This is a genomic window from Clostridium ljungdahlii (assembly GCF_001636845.1).
GTDB classification, from domain to species: Bacteria; Bacillota; Clostridia; order Clostridiales; family Clostridiaceae; genus Clostridium_B; species Clostridium_B ljungdahlii_A.
Window position 1 is genome coordinate 34,755 of sequence record NZ_LITT01000011.1, and the last position, 19,839, is coordinate 54,593.

The window sequence follows — 19,839 nt, forward strand, 5'->3', positions numbered from 1 at the left end:
CAAAAAATGGAATTTAAGTTAAAAAGAATAAGTTAACTATATATGGGCAAACTTGTTATATGAGAAATAGGCTCATATATATTCACTTATTAAGGTAAGTATAGTATTATAATAGTAAGGATGTGAGAAAAATGCTTATACAATTTAACTTTAAAAATTTTAAAAGCTTTAAAAATGAAACTACATTAGACATGACGGCAACGTCTATTACAGAACACCCATATAATCTAATAAATGATGAAAATGATGAAAAGTATATTAAAACTGCAGCTATTTATGGTGCTAATGCCAGTGGCAAAAGTTCAATAATTGAGGCTTATGGGTTTATGAGAAAATGGGTAGTGTACTCTTTTAAGAATGCTTCTGATAAAGAAAATATACCTCTTAAAAGATTTGCTTTTGATACTGAAAGTAAAAATCAACCTGCAGAATTTGAAGTGTTTTTTAAATATAAAGGTGAAGAATATCAATATGGATTTTCTCTTGATGAAAAAAAAATATGTGAGGAATGGCTGTACATAAAAAATAGGAAAGGTAAGTTTGTGCCTCTATTTGAAAGAGACGGTACTGGCATTGAATGTAACTCAAAAATGCTTAAGGGTGCAGATAATTTTATTCCTATGGTTAGAGATAAGACATTATTTCTTTCTATAATATCAAATGCCAATATAGGATATGCTACAAATGTTAGTCAGTGGTTTAATATTACTGTAGTTATAGATTATGGTAATATGTTATTTGAAATTGCATTGTCAGAAGCAAATTTCGATCTTGAAAGTACGGAGTATCAAAAAGAATTGACAACCTTCTTAAGAGCTATTGATATTAATATAGAAGGAATAATTGTAGAAAAAAATAAAGACGAAAATGATAAAACAAAATATAAGATATATACAAAGCACTTAATTGGAGGAGGCAATGGCTATTATAAGTTACCTTTTTCTGAAGAATCCAGTGGAACTCAAAAAATGTTTTCACTTTTTTGGTTTTTAAAAAGCGCAATTGAATTTGGATTGCCATTATTTGTTGATGAACTGGATTCGAAGCTACATCCGTTACTTTTAAGGTATGTTTTAACTATGTTTCATGACGAGAAAATCAATAAAAATGGTGCTCAGCTCATATATGCTACTCATGATAACTATACCTTAACTAAGGATATATTTAGAAGGGATCAAATATGGTTTGTGGAAAAGGATAATAATGCTGTTTCTAATTTATATTCTTTAGCTGAATACAAATTAGATGATGATAAAAAGGTTAGAAAAGATGCTTCTTATAACAAAGATTATCTATTAGGAAAGTATGGTGCTGTTCCTATACTTAGAGGTTATGATATGTGGAGGACGGAAAATGCCAAGGTTAAATAGAGCTGGGCTTAAACGCCGAAGAAAAGAGAATATCAAATCACCAGGTCCAGGAAATTATTTGATTGTAACTGAAGGAACTGAGACGGAAGTTAACTATTTTAAAAATATAAAAAGAATAATAGAAGGTTTGTTTAGAAGCAAAATTATAGTTGATAAAATATCTTTAAATGTAGAAGGTAAGGGAAGAGCTACTATGGTACTTGTAAATGAGGCTTTAAAAATGAGAAGCCTAAGTACTTATAGTGAAGTATGGGTAGTTTTTGATAAAGATGATAATAATGATTTTGATGAGGCAATAAAATTTGCTGAAAATGAAGGATTTAATGTAGCATGGTCAAATGAATGTTTTGAATTATGGTTATTACTTCATTTCCCAATTTTAAATTCATCTATTTCTAGAAATGATTATTATTCAAAGTTAAGTCATCATTTTGAGAAAGAAAAGATTAATAATGGAATTTATGATAAAAATATAAAAGAAATATTTGACATTACATATCCTTGTATAGATAAAGCTATTAAAAGAAGTAAAGATTTAATCCAAGAATATAAGAAAAATAATATTTTTTTGCCATCTAAAATGAACCCATGTACTACAGTACAAAGTTTAGTAGAAGAATTAATTAAATATATTCAGCCTAATTCTAAGTAATTATTCAAAGATTTATATTAATCTATAAATAGAAAAGAAAGTTCACCTAAACAGTTGGGTGAATTTTTTTATAACCTTTAGTCTAGTTAGATATTTTGTTAAATTAAATGCAAAATATTTAACTTGACTATATTTTTATAAGTAAAAATATATAAACTATAATGAATTTTATCGATTTGACATTATAAAAAATAGTAAATTACGCATTATCTATTTAATTATAATAGGAGATGTGTTATAATAACCATTGCACATGTATATAAATATCCAATGTTACTATATCACAAAATGAATTTTGTGTCAAGTGCTTTATTTTCATTTTTAGGAGGAAAAACGATGAATTTACCTGAAATATTTAATTCACTCAGCAAGTTACAGGAATCAAACAGTATAAATGAAATTTCTAAATTAAATGATGACCTTAGAACCCATGATCTTGTTCTTAGTGTCAAAGATGCAAAAGATATAATAAATACCAGAAACAATGCATTAAAGGCTCAGGGCAGAATTGAGCTAAATTTAGATGTGATGAAATCTATTATAAAGGAGCTTGGAAAATCTTCTTATGTAAATCAGGACAATTTAGTTGAAACAATTAGCGATATGTATGAAGTATTTCACTATGTGAAAAATTCTACGTCAGATTTTTTATGTGATGATGAGATATTAAAAACTATAATGTTTTTTTACAATACAGTTTATGGTGGTTCAATGGAACTTATAAAAGGCAAAGGTATTGAAAAAATTATAGATAATTTTAGAAATGGTAAAGATATTGATGACATAAAGAAAGAGGAGGAAAATGAATAGTGAAAGAATTTATTAAAAATAGAAACACAGATGTATTATATATCCTCCAAAATCTAATAGTAAGATACACAAAAGGTAAAAGCAGTTCCATAAAAGAGGATACAGCAGTTCGTATTTTGAATTCAATTTACTATGCAATAAATGCCTACATTAAAGGTTCGTCAAATTCCAGTAAAGGATTTTCTTTGATGGTTCAAGATGATATAGTTAAAATTTATGAAGGTGGCACTGAAATCCTTAAAAAATCTGTGTTAGAGAGCAAAGAACTTTATAGGGAAGTAAAAGAAAACAAGCTTCATATTCCAAATGAAGTATATAATTATATGATAGATACAGTATTACCTTATTTCTTTGAAAGCTATGATATAATTTTTGCAGCACAGGATATAACATGTACTATGGATTATCCCCTTGTATTTGATGATATGAATATAAAAGGCATTTATTATATAAAACAATACCTTGAAAAATTGAAGATTGAAACTGAATTTTGTAACTTTTTTACACAGGCAGCTATTAGAAAATTACTTAGAGATTATGGTAAAAAGTATAAAATAAATATTATAAAAGCTCCAATAAATGTCTTTGAAATACTTATTAATCAATCTGTTTTTCTAGTTTTATTAGAAAGCAGTAAAGAAAAACTTACAATATCAATGGATGAGTTTAAAAGAATAAATGAAAGGTTTTTAGGAAAAAGCAAGGAGGAGATATGTTTAATTGTAAACAGAACTTTTAGTAAAATTATCTCCAAGTTTAATATTAAAAACTTGAAACTTATAGGTTATATAAAAAAGTATGAGAATTCATTTAAAACTAGATTTTTGATTGCCTGCAGCAGCGGCAATCTTTATAATATGGTTGTTATAGATAAAGAAGATAATGAAGAAAATTATGTTGCCTTTAAAAAAGGCAGGAAAATGGATGACTATGCATTTAGTTGTGTTGTGGATGAGGTTACAAAATGCGAAAATGTTAAAGACAAGCTTGAAATTATAAGTGAAAATGTACATTCTCTTGAAGATTACATGGATATTTTAAATTTGGAATGTTTATTTGGTGATGAATATAAAGAGGCATTTCAGTCACTTGATGACATGTCTCTTGCTGTACTTGGTAAAAATGTATTTTATGATGATTTAAGGTGTAATTCTTTTAAACTCACATATGGGAAACTGCTTCTCTATAAAGATACTTTGGAATATGAATGGCAGAATTATTACATCGAATTTTTATTGGAACTGAAAGAAGAAAGAATAAAAGTCATAGAAAAGACAATTATGGATATTGATTTAGGAGAGGAACTGTAATTAAAATATATGGAGGATTTTAGTTTTGAAAATAAATAGGCTTATTGCAATTGTTGTCATGCTTTTAAATAGAAAGAAAATATCTGCAGGAGAATTGGCTGAAAAATTTGAGGTTTCTGTAAGAACTATTTATAGAGACATTGAAGCAATTAATATGTCAGGGATTCCCATAGCATCTCAGTCCGGAAATAATGGAGGTTTTTATATTGTGGACAATTATAAAATCAACCATCAGTTTTTAACATTGGATGACATGATTTCTATAGTAGAAGCTTTGAGAAACATAAATGAAGTTTTAAATGACAAAAACGTGGATTTAGCCATTGAAAAAGTAAAAAACATAGTACCGGATGAAAAGAAGAGTGATTTTAATTTGCACTTTAAACAGATATTTATAGATACCTTGCCCTGGGGATTTAAAAAATCCAGTGAAGAAAATGAAAAATATAACATAATATATGAAGCTTTAGAGAATGAGAAGTGCATGTCTTTTAACTATAGAAATGCAAAAAGTGAGTATGTTTCGAGGAAGGTAGAACCCTTAACCCTTGTATTTAAAGGTTTTGGGTGGTATTTATTTTCCTTTTGTAATTTAAGACAGGACTACAGGATATTTAAGCTCTCTAGAATGGATACTTTGAGTATTTTAAATGAAGAGATTCATAAAGGTAGAATTTCCTATGAAAAATATTTAAGCATGAATAAAGTTGAAAAACTGCCTACAGAACTTACTCTTAAATTTTCAGAAAAAGTTAGGTATAGGGTAGAAGATTCTTTTGATAAGGATGAAATGACCTTTGGAGAAGATGGCAGCATTATAGTAAATACCAAATTTTTAGAGAATGAATGGATCTATTCCATGATACTTGGCTATGGGGAATATGTAGAGGTAATAAAGCCTCTTCATGTAAGAGAGATTATAAAAAATAGATGCAAAAAAATGAATGCTATTTATCAATGAATCTTACTTAGTGGGAAAGGCAGGTATCCCAAATCTTTGATTTAAAATGAATCGCTTTCTTTTTAGAATTTTGTTTCTCCCACTAAGTTTAGATGAATTATCCAGGGGTGTAGCTACTGTTAGCTCCCACTTTGATAGAAGTGGGAGTGTTACAGTAGGTAGCCATCGGGCGAAAAACAAAATTAAACCTGACATAATGCTGTCAAAGCTTCCCTGTATAATAAAAATATCAATTAACCCATAGGGAAGGAGAATATTATATGAAACAAAAATACTGTCAAAGTTGTGGAATGCCAATGAATGAGGAACTTTATGGTACTGAAAAGAATAATAAAAAAAATAAGGAATATTGTATTTACTGTTATGAAAATGGAGATTTTAAACAGCCGGATTTAACTATGGAACAGATGATTGAGGCTTCTGTACCTTTTATGGTTCAAAAGGGAATGAAGGAAAGTGAAGCAAGGGATCTTATGGGAAACTGTCTTCCCAATTTAAAAAGGTGGAGAAAGAGTAAAATAACCTGCAAGGTAGTAAAAAAGAATCAAATTGTATTGGTTGGAAAAGAAATAAGGACTACTAATGAAGGTGGCAAATGTAAGGCTGTAATCGAAAAACTATGGACAGAATTTAGCCAGCAAAAGCTTGAAGATAAAATACCCAATAAGCTGAAGAATGGTGAAATTCTAGGATTATATAGTGATTATGAAAATAAAGAATTTGGAGATTATTCTTATATGGTTGGACTTCAAGTAAAAGATACAGGTAGCATACCTGATGGTATGACATATAAAGTAATTCCGGCATCTAAATATTATGTGGTAACAGTAAAGGGAAAAATGCCGGAAAGCATTGGAGAAGCCTGGGGATATATATGGAATGCTGATATTGAAAGAACATATACAGGAGATTTTGAGATTTATGATGAGAGATATGATGGGAGTGAAAATTCCGAAGTGGATATATATGTGGCTGTAAAGTAAGCCATTAGAATTTTTCACTCACTCCAACTTGATCAAAATCTTCCTTTAATGCTTTATTTAAAAAGTAAAAAGAGGTTAAAACAGCAGAGGCATCAGTTATAGGATAGGCAGCCCAGGCACCTTTTATACCAAAAAGCTGAACAAGTAGTATGGCTAAAGGGATAAACACTATGATCTCTCTATATATTGAAAGTAAGAAACTTTTTTTAGCTTCACCAATTGCTTGATAATAGTTTATTACTACATAATATATTCCTGTTAAAGGAATTAGAGATATGCATAATCTGAATGCTTTAACTGTTTCATTTAAAAGGGCAGTATCGTTTAAGAAAAAGCCTATGATATAATTTGGAAATAACATAAAGATCGACCAAAGTGCAAAAGAGGTTATTAGAACAACTTTAATTGAAGTATTTAAAACCTTTTTAACTTTATCATAGTTTTCAGCACCAAAATTATAAGCAACTATAGGCTGCATTGCGGAACTTATGCCTATTATGGTTACAAATAGAAACATAGAAATTTTAGTTATTACTCCTACCATGACAATAGCAGATTCTCCGCCCTCAGTATAAAGAAGGTTGTTTAGAACTACAGTAACTAAGGCATCCTCAATTTCTATTATAAAGGTGGAGAATCCAACGGTAATTATGCCCCATATAATTTCTTTTGTAACTGAATTGTGAATGGAACGCATTGAAAATTCCATATGAAATTCCTTTATGACATTTTTAAACTTGTAAAAAGCAAAGGCAAAGGCAGCTATTTGAGATAATACAGTAGCGATAGCAGCACCTTCTATTTTAAAGTGCAATTTAACTATTAATATATAGTTGATTAAAATATTTAAAATAACACCTATTAAATTAGTATATAGAAGAGCTTTTGTTCTTTTTAGAGAAATCATAATATAACAGGCAACTACTGATAAGGACTGAAAAATGCCCCCTAAAAGTATTATAGATACATATTTGTTAACTAGAGGATAAGTTAGATTGTCGGCACCTAATACATAAAAAATGGGTCTTCTAAATATAAAAATCATGAATGAAACTATCGTAAGTGATATTAGAACCAAACTAAAAGAAGTAATTATTATTTTTTTAAATTCTGCAATATTTCTTTCACCTAAGCTTCTAGCGGCATAAGTGGAAGTTCCTACAGCTATCAAAAGCCCAAGGGCTACTAATAATTTTTGAATTGGAAATGCTATAGTAATAGCTGCTAGTGTAGTAACTCCTATGTAGTGTCCCACATACACCGTGTCTACAATATTGTAAAGCTCAGATACCAACAGTGCGAACACAGAAGGTATAGCAAATTTTAAAAGTAATTTTCTTATTTTACCTTGTTTAAGAGTATTATTTTCAATTTCCATAAATTTCACCTCAATAAGTTAAGCTGTTAGAAAATAGGCTTAACTTTTTTCTATAGTTAAATTGTAATGCTTTTGGGCAAAATTTACATTCACTTAAAGGTTCATAAAAAGGTACTATGTCGTTATGCTGCGAAAATAGTCACATTATTGAAATAGCATAATAACACCTGTTTTAAGGTATTATCAGACCTCTTTTATTAGAATTAATAGAGCACCATAACCCTTGAGTTTAGTTCGTATATTAAATACAGTACTTTTTTTAAAGCTTTTAAAATGTATACTTGGAAAAGAGGCTTTGTGAAGAATCTGTTTTTCTTCTTTGCTTAGTCTTTTGGGTTTACCCATATCAAGCCAGTAGTTATATGAGGAGCCGGATTTTTCGTTCATTTCATAAGTAGTTATTTTTATAGATGAAGGTATGTTTACTATATTTATTGAAAGCTTTTGTGCAGCAGCATTTTTGACAGCCCTAAGCTTTGAAAAATTCTCAAAAGGTATCAGTTTATTTACATTGTCATGATGGTTGTAGAGTAGGATTTGGTACTCATTATTGGATTTTGTAACTATATATCCTTTGTCTTTAGCAACTAAAGTGTCTCCAAGTTTATTTAACAAGTAATAGGCATAATAAGAAGGTTTTTTTATTCCCTTGTCATTTATAAGTCCTGGGTATCCAAAAAACACTTCATTAGTCAAGTTAATTTGTTTATCTAGCACATCAAAGGCTCTTAAAAAGTTTAGAGAATTTGTATTGTTTATTACACTATATATAATATAGGGCAGCATATATGTGGTATCGTAGATAAAATCTATGCTGTCTTTTGCATAAAATACATCTTTAACTATTTCCAGTTTGTATTCTGTAGATAAAAGTTCTGTTACTTTATCCACAACAGCAGGCTCTAGAGTAGAGTCAAATTGAAATTTAAAGGAATCTAAGTTTAAACTATCTAGGTCATTAAAGTAGTTTAAAAAAGATTTTATAGCTAATAGAAAGCTTGAAGTAGAGAAACCCGTATCATTTAAAACTATAATAGGTTTTATATTAAGCGTATCTAAAAATTCAAGTACATCCCGGGCTCTATTCCAATTATAGAACTTAGACTCTGGAAATATACACATATCTTCGCTGAAAATATTTAAAAGTCGGGCATAGGTAAAGCCTATTTCTTCCTGAAGAACTTCTAATATATCTTTGTTATCTTCCAGGAGAAGTTCAAAGGCATCTCCTACATTTAATATATCTTTAAAACTTTTGCTGAACTTTCCAAGGTCATCTCCCATATTTATATTTATCTTTGCTATTTTATCCTCATAATTGAATCTGTCATAGTCCTCCAAATAATGTGTTATGTACTGGAGGCTTTCCCCCAGATTAAAAAATTCAATAATTTTTTGCTTCTCAAAAGCTTCATCATCCATTTTAAACTTTTTCCTATATTGAAGGGGAGTGTAGTTATATTGAATTTTAAAATGTTTATTAAAGTACCTGGTATGGGAAAATCCTACTTCTTCTGAAATTTCAGATATAGTTTTATCTGTATCTAAAAGAAGTTTTAGGGACTCTTCAACTCTATTTGAATTCAGTAAATCTGTAAAGCTGTATCCTGTGACGTCCTTTATACCGTGGGACAAGTAGTCAGTACTTAAAAATTCTTTTTTTGCAATGTCCTGTAAGGTTATATTATCGTTATAATTATTAAATATGTATTTGGAAATTCTATGGTATCTTTCAAGCTGTTCTTCTTTTTCCTTTAAATTTTCATTTTCATACATTAAATAATGAAAATTGTTTATGAGGTGATAGAGAAGATCTATGAGAATGGTTTTTATTTCCTCATCGTAGTTATCCTGCTTTTGAATTGCTTCACAGGCTATTTTAGCTAAAAAGGTTCTCAAAATATCATATTCTTCACTTTCTTGAGCTCTGTCATCTGTGGTGTTGGTAAAGAAAAACATGTTTTCAATATCACTGTAGTATTTTTCAAAAAAATAAGGATCTATATGAAACACTAAAACTCTATTGCCGGCATCACTGCTTACAATACTGTGGGTTTCATCTATGTTTACTATTTCTATGTCTTTTTCTATGAGTTCATATTTGTCAGATTCTATGGTGATATTAAGAGTGCCCTTTAGGACATAAAGTATTTCTATTGAATTATGCCAGTGGAGAGGATAATTCATTATATTTGCTAAATTTATTGAAACAGGTATATCTGAAGAATAATTTATATATTTTCTCCTCATATAGATTGAACTCCTTTCTTCTTTAGGGAAAAGAAGGGCAAAGCCCTAGCAATACTTTTTGAAATTATAACTAGTATAATATATGAAAAAAGTTTTTTCAAGCAAGTGGAAATTTGTTTATTAAAAAGAGTATAATTACTTTACAATCATGTATAGGTTAAGAGGAGGTTTAAAATGGAAAAGAAACAATATGTTTGTCCAAAATGTGGCAGCACAGAATATGAATCAGATCAATTCCAGGCAACAGGAGGAAATTTCTCAAAGATATTTGATGTACAGAATAAGAAATTTATTACTATTAGCTGTAAAAAGTGTGGATATACTGAATTGTACAAGGCACAGTCTTCATCTGGATGGAATATTTTAGATTTTCTTATAGGCAATTAACTTATAATATATATGAAAGGAAGAAATTATTATGAATGAAGTTTTACAGAATATTTTAACAAGAAGAAGTGTAAGAAAGTTCAAGGAAGAACAAATAAAAGACGAAGAATTAGAATTGATTTTAAAAGCTGGGGTGTATGCACCAAGTGGCATGAACAAACAAACTTGGCAGTTTACAGTTGTTCAAAGCAAAGAGAAGATGGAATTACTTGCAAAAGTAGTTAGAGGAGCATTAGGGAGAGATGCTGGATACAATTTTTATGCACCTCCAACTTTAATTATGCTGTCCAATGAGAAGGAAAATGTAAATGGACTTGCTGATTGCGCTTGTGCTCTTGAAAATATATTTCTAATGGCAAATTCACTAGGAATAGGTTCCTGCTGGATCAACCAATTAAGAACTATTTGTGATGAAAAAGAAGTAAGGGAAGTACTAAATAGTTTTGGTATACCTGAAAATCATATTGTTTGGGGAATGGCATCTATTGGATATCCTGAAGATATATCTAAAGCACATGAGAGAAAAGATGGGGTTATTAAATTTGTAAAATAATATAGAGTTTCTAAATTGAAAGTTAACATATACAATATCATATAATGACAAATTTCATCACTATAAAAACTTTTGACAAGTCTAAAGCTCGGTATTTTGAAAATCTAAGAAGCTCAGCTAAACTCGTACCTCAGACATATCTAAGCTCCTAAGATTTTCTAAAATACCTCGCTAAGACTTATGGAAAAGTTTTTAAATGTGATTTCAATTTTGTCATTATATTTTATGTATAAGTTTAAATTTCAATTAGAAACCCCATATAGATAGTTAACTCTACAATTAAACTTATCCAAATTGCCAACTTGATTTAAATGCTAAAGTTATAAATTCAACCGAGACTTATATAAGCAATTTTAAGTAATTATAGATTTAACTTTAAACTTTCTGCAGTAGTTTACTATTTTTATATTTCATAAAAACAACTTTAGCAGAGTATAGTGCAATTCCTACTGGTAACCAAAATGCGCCAAATTTAAGCTCATTTTGCAAATAAGGAAGCATAAGGTCCCAGCCTAATCCTTTTAAATTTAACATCTTTAATGCTACTGTCATATGTCTGAATGGCCATAGACTATTAAGAGCATCCGACATTCCACTTGGCAGCAGATAATCTGGAAATACAATACCAGCGGTTAGAAATATAACTATATTTATCATATTAAAAAATAGCATAAAATAACCAAGATTATCCATAACTGATGTAAAAACTAATCCCATAGCTGTAAGGTTAATAAAGAATAAATACATTAAAACAATATATATTAATACATCACCACGAAGGGGTACTGAGACAAATTTATCAAGAATACATAGGCAAATAAAAATTAATATAGTACATAAAGTAGAATATAGTAATATTCTTCCTATAAGACCAAGTACAGCTCTTACACCTTCTCTTGAACGTATTTTAATATGTGCAAATTGCTCTTTCTTTTTCATTAAAGCAGGCATTAAAAGTGTTGGTAGAAAAAAACCTTGATTAACTAAAGGTACCAAAGTATAAATTAAATATCTAAGATAACTACTTTGCGGCTCATAAAGTACACGTTCAACGTAGGAAAAGTTTAAAACAGATTGTTTGGATAGGTATGGAACCATACCATTTCCTTGTAAAGTGTTTATTTGAGCACCAGCATTTATCGTACCTAAAACCTGACTAGCATATCCTAAAACACTGGATTCTTTAGGAAGACTAGTTCCATTTATTAGTAATAAAGCACTGGGCGATTTTGCCAAACTTACATCTTTTTCAAAATGCTTAGGTATTATTATACCTCCATCTACTCTATGATCCTTTATTGCTTTTTCAAGTTCAGTATCCGAATCTGCGTAATAATTAACATTTAAACCTGGACTAATTTTAAGTTGTTGTACAACAGTTCTCGACAAATGTGAATTATCTTTATCAACTACACCAAAGGGAATATGCTCTATATAAGGATTGGACATGGCATAACCAAAAGTAAGTGTTCCTAAAATAGTGAGTATAATAGTCTTAAGTAGGGGGCTTCTTTCTTCTTTTAATATTTTAAAAAAACTCTTCATTATATTATCACCTCTGTTTTTTGACTATTAATGATACTATTTTTCTTGTTTATTCGAATATTTCTAAGTTTCTTAGCTTCTTTCATTTTATATAAAAGAAATGTAACCACCCACATAAAAATCATAAATTTAGTAAGCCAGAATATATTAGATAAGTTATCTTGAAAACTTCCGCCTATAAGTGATAAATCTCTTAGAGGTATAGCATAATAATAAAATGGAATTAATTTAGCTAGCATAGGAATAATATCAGGCATAGCTACAGTTGGAAATGTGTATCCAACCAAAAATAGAGTTATAGCTATTGGACCTGCTAAACCTAGTGCATCTATCTGGTTTCCATTAAACAAGATGCTTAAAAGTACTCCCACAAATGTCATTCCGATACAAAAGAGAATAGTTAACATAATTCCTGCATCAACAGAACCCCTATAAGGCAAGCCAAAATATTTGCAATAAATTACATGGATAATAAAAACTGAAATTGATGCCAGAAGTCCAACCATAATACCTTTAATCCATATTTTTTTATAGCTATTACCTTTGTTTATTAACAAAATTACAACTATAATCATCCCAACTTGAATAGTATTGATTGAAAATCCTGGAATAAAAAAATTAAATATATTTTCAGTAGGATTTCCTATAATTCTGGAATTATAACGTATTGGATTGATATAATTTGCAGCTACTTCTGGCATTAATCCAAGTTGTCCCTCTGCTACATTTATTAAATATGCTGATTTAATAGTACCAAGAATCTGTGCAACTCTTGTTCTACCAGAAGAAGTCATGGCCATTTGTGCTCCGTCATAAACAACCATAATTTTTGGATCCTTCCCATCAGTTAGATCCTTTGAAAAGTGTTTAGGAATAATAAATCCTATAGATACATCTCCTTTGTCTATTAAATCTTTAATATCATTATCAATCTGACTATATGCAACTACATTAAATTTTGAATTTGTCTTTATTTCCCTAATGAAAGTTTGAGTTGATAAAGAATTATCATGATTTACAATAATAGTTGGAATTTGGCTGAGTGAATGAGCACTAAATTCAAGTGCTAAAACAATAGAACCACCAATTCCAAGTATTAGAAACATTAAAATAGGAATTATCATATACTTAAATCTTAATATTTTTTCTTTCATGATAATCATCACTTCTTTCCAAAGTCAACAAAGGCTGTCATTCCCGCATGAAGTGGTTTATTCATATCAGTTAATTCAACTTTAACCCCATAGGACAATATATCAAAATCCCCATTATCATTTGTTGCCCTTTTAACTGCAAAATCAGCATCCTTATTAATTCTAACTATTTTACCTTTAAATTTTTGATTAGGATAAGCAGAAAGTTTGACAGGAACTTCTTCATCTAACTTCACTTTTGAAAGATCTGTTTCTTTTACATTACATTCAACCCAGGGTGCAACTGTATTTGTCATTACTAGAAGAGGCATTCCTGTAGATACAAGTTCACCGACCTCTACATTTAACTGATTTACAATTCCATCTGCTGGTGCTGTTATTGTTGTATCAGCTATGTAACTTTGTACTTCATCTTGTCCACCTTCAGCTTGTTTAATTTGAGCTTGATATCCCTGTATTGTTGCATCTGCTTGACTTACTTGTGCTTGTAATGCTGCTATATCTTCAGATCTTGCTCCATCTTTAGCAACATTATATTGATTTTGCGCCACATCCATAGATGTTTGAGCCTTATCTAAATCTTCTTTAGCTGCATAACCTTTACTATACAATGCATTTATCCTATCATATGTAGATTTCGCTAAATCATATTGAGACTTAGCTTCATCAATTTCTTCCGGTCTTGCTCCATTTTGAGCCTTTTGAAGTTGTGCTTGAGCTGCTGATTTTGCTGCTTCTGCTGCTTTCATTTGTTCAGTAGCTGCATCGATTTGAGCTTTTGATTGAGCTTCCTTTGCAACTAGTGAACTATTGTCTATAGTTATTAAAACTTGTCCGTTTTTTATGCTGTCACCTTCAGCTACTTTTATAGCTGTTATTTTGCCTGCAGCTTTAGAATTTATATTTATTTCTTTAGTTTCTATATCTCCTTGAACAATTAAGTGGTCGCTTTGCTGTTTTACTATTTTATCGCCCGTCAAAACAAAATTCTTACTACAACCTGAAAACAAACCTGTTGTAATTGTTAGAGCCAATAATAATGAAATTTTTTTCTTTTTCATATAAATCCTCCCAAATCAACTAATATGTTTACTTATAAGATGTTAAACGTTGTCTAATTTTTACAAGTGATTCATATAGAATTTGCATTTGTTCTTCTGGTAAAACACCTAATAAAGAAGCTATAAAATTTTCTTTATCTGGTAATATATCAACTAAGATATCCTTACCCTCTTCTGTTATAATTACCTTTGTATACCTCCTATCATTTTTATCTTCCTGTCGCATAACAATTCCTTTTGATGTCATTCTATCAATTAAAGTTGTTACGCTAGGTTTTTTTACTCCTAACTTTTTACTAAGAGTAGAGGAAGTACTTCCTTCATCACCACATAAATATAGATAATACAAAACTTTGAATTGTACTTGTGTTAATTTAAATTTTTTATAGCATTCCTCACCAAATCTATTTATTATTTCTGATACTTTAACTATCTCATCAGCTACCTCAAAAGTTAATTCCATTGGATCAATATTAATTAAATCGGTATCTTTTTTATTCATAAACAACACCCCTAAAATGTTTTTTGATATTATTCTGCTAACACTATTAATTTAATATGCTGATAATTATATAAATAATAGTTAGTACGACTAATAGTTAGTATGGCTAATGATTAACCATACTAACTATTATACACATTATTATATTAGTTTCAATATCAATAATTGGAAATTGTTATTAATAATCTGTAACTTCTAATTTTAGTTCTACAAAATAAAGATATTGTTAGGTATCTGCCATTAAGAAAGTGTTATACAAATGGTAGAGTATGTAGGATAGGAATTATTAGAGGGGGTAAATATAGGCAAGGTGTTTGAATTCCAAGTGTCATGTAAAGGTAAGAAGTTTCTAAAATTATAGATCAGGGAAAAGGGGTTGTCTTAAAATTAGGCAATCCCTTAATTATGTATTAAGTGAAATTATAAAGAAGATAAAAACATTTCATATGCATCTTCAAACGAATCGTAGGGATCTGGATTTCCACCGTTTGTACTTTTACATTGGTTGTCACTGTACTCTTGTCCAACTTCCAGAAGACCTCCAACAGTTATAGGATGTCCTGTATCACAGGCTATTTTACAAAAGGTATCCATAGGATCATCTGCAAGACGAGTTTCCAGCAGCTTCTTTCTTAAGGAAGGATCTTTTTTAGCATCAGTATAAAGCAGTTCTAATTCAGTAGTTGTGTTGTCCATAATTTGCACCTCTGTACTTTAAATTAATAATGTTATTATAGCACTGCATGAAAATTTAGGCTAATAGACATTGTAATAAGAACAGCATCTATTATATAGTTTCGTTTTGTTTACAGTAAAATTATTTGCAATTGAACAAAAATAGCTTTTAGCTTATAATAATATTAGTCCATAAATAGACTAATATTATTATAAACAGTGAAAGAAGGTTTTATCATTGGAATGGATTTACCTAATTGGAGCTATTATACTTGAAACAATAGGAACAACCTGTATGAAGATGTCTGATGGATTTACAAAATTACTGCCAGCTTTAGGAACAATTTTGACATATGGCTTGTGCTTTGTACTTTTTTCAATATCATTAAAAAAAATACCTGTGAGTGTGGCATATGCTATATGGTCAGCTGCGGGAACTACTATTATATCAGTAATAGGAATTTTTATTTTTAAAGAAAATATAAGTATTTTAAAAGTTTTGTCTATATTTTTTATTATATTAGGAGTTGTAGGATTAAATTTTAGCGGCGTTAGTCACTAATTTTTTTACTATTAGAAAAGAGTGTATGAAATATGAATGAAGAAAATGAAGTTACTGAGCTATTAAGTGATTATTATGAATCCTGGTTTAAAATTAATGAAATTTATCGTATCTGGTCAAAAAAACATGGTATTCAGGATACGGTTTTGTTTATTTTGTATGTAATAGAAGTTTCCCCTTCCTGCAGTCAAAATGAAATTTGCGATAAATTATGCCTGCCAAAACAGACGGTTTCTTTAATATTATCCCACCTTGAGAAAAAAGGATATATTTCTAGAAAAGTAGATTCTGAAGATCACAGAAATAAAGTAGTAAGCTTTACAGAAAAAGGAGACAAATATGCAAAAGGAATATTAGATCAGCTTAAAGCATCGGAGGTAGAAGCTCTGAGTAATATGTCTCAAGAGCAAAGAAGGACTATGGTGGAAAGTTTCTGCTTGTTATCTGATTTATTAACCAAAAGTCTTTCTAAATAATTGCAGGATTTATATAGTAATTGAAAAATAAACTAGTATATAGTGGTACCGTATTATTTAATAGTACGGTATTTTTGTGTTCGTAAATAAAAATTTAGTAAAATATATGGTAATTTTATAATTGAAAAATATAACTTTTAAATTAATAAAATACAATAATTAGTATTATTATGTTAAAATAAAAGAAATAAATACCTAATTTGTAAGTAAAAATGATAATAAAGTGGAGGATAATCTAAATGGGCTATGATAATTCTAAAAAGACAAAACTAGTTATAAAAGAAGGATCAGAATTTAAAATAAAAGTTGAAGGTGTACAAGAATTCAATGATTCATTTTTTAAGGATATATATGATAGTGCAGCAGTAAATGCAGGAGAGATAATTGACAATACTAAGAAATACTATAATGTTGATGAAAAGTTTAAAAAAGATAAAGAAGAAGCAAACAATATTATAGCTTTTGTTGGAGAGAGAGGAACTGGAAAGAGTTCAGCAATGGTTTCATTTGCGGAAGCCTTAAAGCATATAAATGATAAAGATATTAACTTAGATAAATCAGGACTTGAAAAGTTTAAAAAACTTAAAGATGTATCTTTTGTGAATTTAGATATAATTGACCCAGCACTTTTAGAGGATAAAGAGTCTATATTTGAAATTATAATAGCAAAGATGTTTTCAAAGTTTAAAGAACAAATGGAAAACCAAAGTAATACTTTAGAATATGATGATAAAAAAAGATTATTAAAGAAATTTCAAAAAGTGTATATGGATTTAAAAACAATTAATGCAGATAGAAAAGATATGTTAAAAGAATCACCATATAGTGAGGATATAATAGAAACATTAATTAGTTTAGCCTCTGGGTCTAACATGAGGAAAAGCTTTATTGAATTAGTTAATGAATTTCTCGAAATGTTTGCTGGTAAAGAAAAGAATGATAATAGATTTCTTGTTATTCCAATAGATGATTTAGATATGAATATTAAACATTCGGCAGAAATGGCAGAGCAAATAAGAAAATATTTAATGGTTCCTAATGTAATTGTGCTTATGGCAATAAAGATGGGACAACTAAAGGATTCTATAGAGCAGATGTATAGAGAAAATTATGCGGTCATGCTTAAGGGGGACAACTTGTCTGATGATCCTAAAGAAATGGCGGAAAGATACATAGAAAAACTAATACCGAATGGCAGAAAACTTTATTTACCTGATATAAGAGTTCATAAGGATGGAATGGAAGAAGATATAGAATTAGTGTTTGAAGATGAAGATGATATAAATAAAGGGGAACAATCTCAAACATGTAGATGCGATTATGAAGGTTCTCCTAATGTATGTTGTATGAATAAAGAATCTACTGCTAAAAAAGAAGTTAAAGTTGAGAATGATTTATCAATAGAAGATACTGTTTTGAAAATTACATATGAAAAGACAGGCTTAATATTTATAAAAAATGATTATAATGTTCATTATTTGGTCCCAGATAATTTGAGAGAGTTGCAAAATTATTTGATTATGCTTAATAAGATGGATGATATTGAATTAATTCCAGATGATGATGAGCAGAATAAACAAATTAGGTTGCATAATCTTGAAAAATTTGAAACTTATTTTTTAAAAAATTGGGTAAGAAGAAATTTGTCGAGAAAATATATAAAGATTATTAATGAATTTTATAATGTTTCAATTAATAAAAAGAATAAGTTTATAGTGAATGCAGTTACAGATGAAATTTATATTAAATTTCTTATGAAAAAATATTCATATAGTGATTTAGATAGAGAGAATTATATTTATAAAATATCGGATTATACTAGGCCTAGAAAACTTATACGTAAAGGTGATATAGCGGAAACAATAAAAAATATAATTAACTTATCTAATAATTCATTAAATATAAGTTTTGGAGATGTGATTGCAGTTCTTAATACGTATGATGAATATTTAAATGATGAAGAGTATAAAAAATTTATATTTGCAATAAAAACTTTGTATTCTATATTGTTTTATAAAATACTTAAAGTAAGAATGAGTTTTAATAGTGCTAAAATTTTAATGGGTGGAAATATTATTAATACAATGTTATTAGATAAATTTCCAAATTATTACATGTTTTATCCAATAAGTGATTATAGAAGTTTGAGAGTTAATGAAGCTAGCGATAGAATGAAAGAGTTTATGGATAGAGTAATAAATGATGGGGATTATTATGGAGACGTTGATGAAGAATTATTTAGAGACTTTGAATTAATAAATTATTTTATTATTTTAGGAAAAGAAGATAGTAAATATAGGAGAAATGTCATACCTTATTATGAATTAAATAGTCAATTGAATATGGATGGAGGTGTTGGGCGAAAGCATGGAATAATTAATGCCACAGCCTTTATAACGAAAGTTCTAGATCCAGAAGGTACTATTGAAAAAGCAATAGGTGGTTATATGAATACTGATGGGGATGATATAGTAAAAAGTAATGATATTAAAAATATGTACAATACTATGTATAATATTTCGATGTCAAAAGAAATTAATGAACAGAGCACTAAAATAGTATTGCCTATATATAGTGTTGAATTAACAGAGAAAATTGTTGAGGATACATATTATGAATTTGATAAAAGTTATAAGGCAGTAAGTAGTTTAGCATATTTTTTTGAGACGTTTTTTAAAGTTATATATAATGTTATTAACAGCAATTATTATGATGTTAATAAAATATTAAATTTAAAGGAAAATGATGATTTTAAGGGAGATTTTATTGATAACATTATTGTTAATAAAATTTTAGAGGTAGATGCAGATAAAAAGAAACCTGTTTTTAGTGCACATATTAGACAAATATTAGATTATATAGAGCAACAAAGTGACACTTTTCAAAATGATGAGCAAAATATATATATATTGGATGACAGAATTAAATATTTTTCTAATTATGGGAACAAAGTTCAAGTGCCTGCTATTAAATATAACGCAAGGGCAATATATAATAAAGGCATTGAGATAAAAAAAGGAAAAGTGGTTTTACAATCGAATTTTAGAAATGAATTTATACAAAAAATAAAAGATTGGATTGATGGGGTAAATAATAATAGGAGTAGTGAAGATGAGAAAAGGGTTAATTCTAATTATATAGATGAATTAATAGATTTGCTTAAACGTGAAAAGGATAGGCTAGAAAATGAATAATTATGTGATAGTTGGA

The 19,839-nt window shown here is 28.9% G+C and carries 19 protein-coding genes; 12 read left to right on the forward strand and 7 right to left on the reverse strand.

Annotation, left to right across the window (positions count from 1 at the left end):
• The first annotated feature begins 131 nt into the window (after window positions 1–131).
• The 7 genes from WY13_RS05470 to WY13_RS05500 all read left to right on the forward strand — a co-directional run bounded on the left by WY13_RS05470 (window position 132) and on the right by WY13_RS05500 (window position 6,086).
• Window positions 132–1,370, forward strand: a complete 1,239-nt coding sequence (locus WY13_RS05470) for an AAA family ATPase (protein ID WP_063554698.1) — start codon at window positions 132–134, stop codon at window positions 1,368–1,370.
• Window positions 1,354–2,022 carry an RloB family protein gene (locus WY13_RS05475; RefSeq protein WP_063554699.1) on the forward strand — a complete coding sequence of 223 codons (669 nt, stop codon included), beginning with the start codon at window positions 1,354–1,356 and terminating at the stop codon, window positions 2,020–2,022. Before WY13_RS05470 ends, WY13_RS05475 begins: the two co-directional genes overlap by 17 nt.
• A 336-nt stretch (window positions 2,023–2,358) precedes the next feature.
• Window positions 2,359–2,832 carry a DUF6323 family protein gene (locus tag WY13_RS05480; protein WP_063554700.1) on the forward strand — a complete coding sequence of 158 codons (474 nt, stop codon included), beginning with the start codon at window positions 2,359–2,361 and terminating at the stop codon, window positions 2,830–2,832.
• On the forward strand, window positions 2,832–4,142 hold the full coding sequence (locus WY13_RS05485) for a DUF6179 domain-containing protein (protein ID WP_063554701.1): 1,311 nt from the start codon (window positions 2,832–2,834) through the stop codon (window positions 4,140–4,142). The genes WY13_RS05480 and WY13_RS05485 overlap by 1 nt, the downstream gene beginning before the upstream one ends.
• A gap of 25 nt (window positions 4,143–4,167) precedes the next feature.
• Complete coding sequence (locus WY13_RS05490; RefSeq protein ID WP_063554702.1) at window positions 4,168–5,103, forward strand: helix-turn-helix transcriptional regulator; 936 nt, start codon at window positions 4,168–4,170, stop codon at window positions 5,101–5,103.
• Window positions 5,104–5,149: 46 nt separating this feature from the next.
• Entirely contained in the window at window positions 5,150–5,347 is a 198-nt protein-coding gene (locus WY13_RS21485; protein WP_082848398.1) for a hypothetical protein, read from the forward strand.
• A gap of 16 nt (window positions 5,348–5,363) precedes the next feature.
• Window positions 5,364–6,086 carry an effector binding domain-containing protein gene (locus WY13_RS05500; RefSeq protein WP_063554704.1) on the forward strand — a complete coding sequence of 241 codons (723 nt, stop codon included), beginning with the start codon at window positions 5,364–5,366 and terminating at the stop codon, window positions 6,084–6,086.
• A gap of 4 nt (window positions 6,087–6,090) precedes the next feature.
• On the opposite strand, the gene WY13_RS05505 is transcribed toward WY13_RS05500, so the two are convergent.
• Both WY13_RS05505 and WY13_RS05510 read right to left on the reverse strand, forming a co-directional pair.
• Window positions 6,091–7,464 carry an MATE family efflux transporter gene (locus WY13_RS05505; protein WP_063554705.1) on the reverse strand — a complete coding sequence of 458 codons (1,374 nt, stop codon included), beginning with the start codon at window positions 7,462–7,464 and terminating at the stop codon, window positions 6,091–6,093.
• Between the two features lie 183 nt (window positions 7,465–7,647).
• Entirely contained in the window at window positions 7,648–9,714 is a 2,067-nt protein-coding gene (locus tag WY13_RS05510) for a helix-turn-helix domain-containing protein (RefSeq protein ID WP_063554706.1), read from the reverse strand.
• A gap of 174 nt (window positions 9,715–9,888) precedes the next feature.
• Between WY13_RS05510 and WY13_RS05515 the strand changes: the two genes are divergently transcribed.
• Both WY13_RS05515 and WY13_RS05520 read left to right on the forward strand, forming a co-directional pair.
• Complete coding sequence (locus WY13_RS05515) at window positions 9,889–10,101, forward strand: zinc ribbon domain-containing protein (RefSeq protein ID WP_063554707.1); 213 nt, start codon at window positions 9,889–9,891, stop codon at window positions 10,099–10,101.
• Between the two features lie 31 nt (window positions 10,102–10,132).
• On the forward strand, window positions 10,133–10,654 hold the full coding sequence (locus WY13_RS05520; protein WP_063554708.1) for a nitroreductase family protein: 522 nt from the start codon (window positions 10,133–10,135) through the stop codon (window positions 10,652–10,654).
• A 375-nt stretch (window positions 10,655–11,029) separates the two neighbouring features.
• Here the strand turns inward: WY13_RS05520 and WY13_RS05525 are convergent, their stop codons facing one another.
• The 5 genes from WY13_RS05525 to WY13_RS05545 all read right to left on the reverse strand — a co-directional run bounded on the left by WY13_RS05525 (window position 11,030) and on the right by WY13_RS05545 (window position 15,612).
• The gene (locus tag WY13_RS05525; RefSeq protein ID WP_063554709.1) at window positions 11,030–12,199 is read right to left on the reverse strand and encodes an ABC transporter permease; all 1,170 of its coding nucleotides are present in this window, start codon (window positions 12,197–12,199) and stop codon (window positions 11,030–11,032) included.
• A complete protein-coding gene (locus WY13_RS05530; RefSeq protein ID WP_242866341.1) occupies window positions 12,199–13,353 on the reverse strand; it encodes an ABC transporter permease in 1,155 nt (384 codons plus the stop codon). Before WY13_RS05530 ends, WY13_RS05525 begins: the two co-directional genes overlap by 1 nt.
• An 8-nt stretch (window positions 13,354–13,361) precedes the next feature.
• Window positions 13,362–14,414 carry an HlyD family secretion protein gene (locus WY13_RS05535; RefSeq protein ID WP_063554711.1) on the reverse strand — a complete coding sequence of 351 codons (1,053 nt, stop codon included), beginning with the start codon at window positions 14,412–14,414 and terminating at the stop codon, window positions 13,362–13,364.
• Between the two features lie 28 nt (window positions 14,415–14,442).
• On the reverse strand, window positions 14,443–14,916 hold the full coding sequence (locus tag WY13_RS05540; RefSeq protein WP_063554712.1) for a MarR family winged helix-turn-helix transcriptional regulator: 474 nt from the start codon (window positions 14,914–14,916) through the stop codon (window positions 14,443–14,445).
• Window positions 14,917–15,336: 420 nt separating this feature from the next.
• Entirely contained in the window at window positions 15,337–15,612 is a 276-nt protein-coding gene (locus tag WY13_RS05545; RefSeq protein WP_063554713.1) for a hypothetical protein, read from the reverse strand.
• Between the two features lie 217 nt (window positions 15,613–15,829).
• Here WY13_RS05545 and WY13_RS05550 point away from each other — a divergent pair, with 217 nt between their 5' ends.
• The 3 genes from WY13_RS05550 to WY13_RS05560 all read left to right on the forward strand — a co-directional run bounded on the left by WY13_RS05550 (window position 15,830) and on the right by WY13_RS05560 (window position 19,823).
• Window positions 15,830–16,153 (forward strand): DMT family transporter, encoded by a 324-nt coding sequence (locus WY13_RS05550; RefSeq protein ID WP_023163293.1) that lies wholly within the window; start codon window positions 15,830–15,832, stop codon window positions 16,151–16,153.
• A gap of 32 nt (window positions 16,154–16,185) precedes the next feature.
• Entirely contained in the window at window positions 16,186–16,629 is a 444-nt protein-coding gene (locus WY13_RS05555) for a MarR family winged helix-turn-helix transcriptional regulator (protein ID WP_063554714.1), read from the forward strand.
• 239 nt (window positions 16,630–16,868) lie between these two features.
• Window positions 16,869–19,823, forward strand: a complete 2,955-nt coding sequence (locus WY13_RS05560; RefSeq protein ID WP_063554715.1) for a hypothetical protein — start codon at window positions 16,869–16,871, stop codon at window positions 19,821–19,823.
• The last annotated feature ends 16 nt before the right edge of the window (window positions 19,824–19,839 follow it).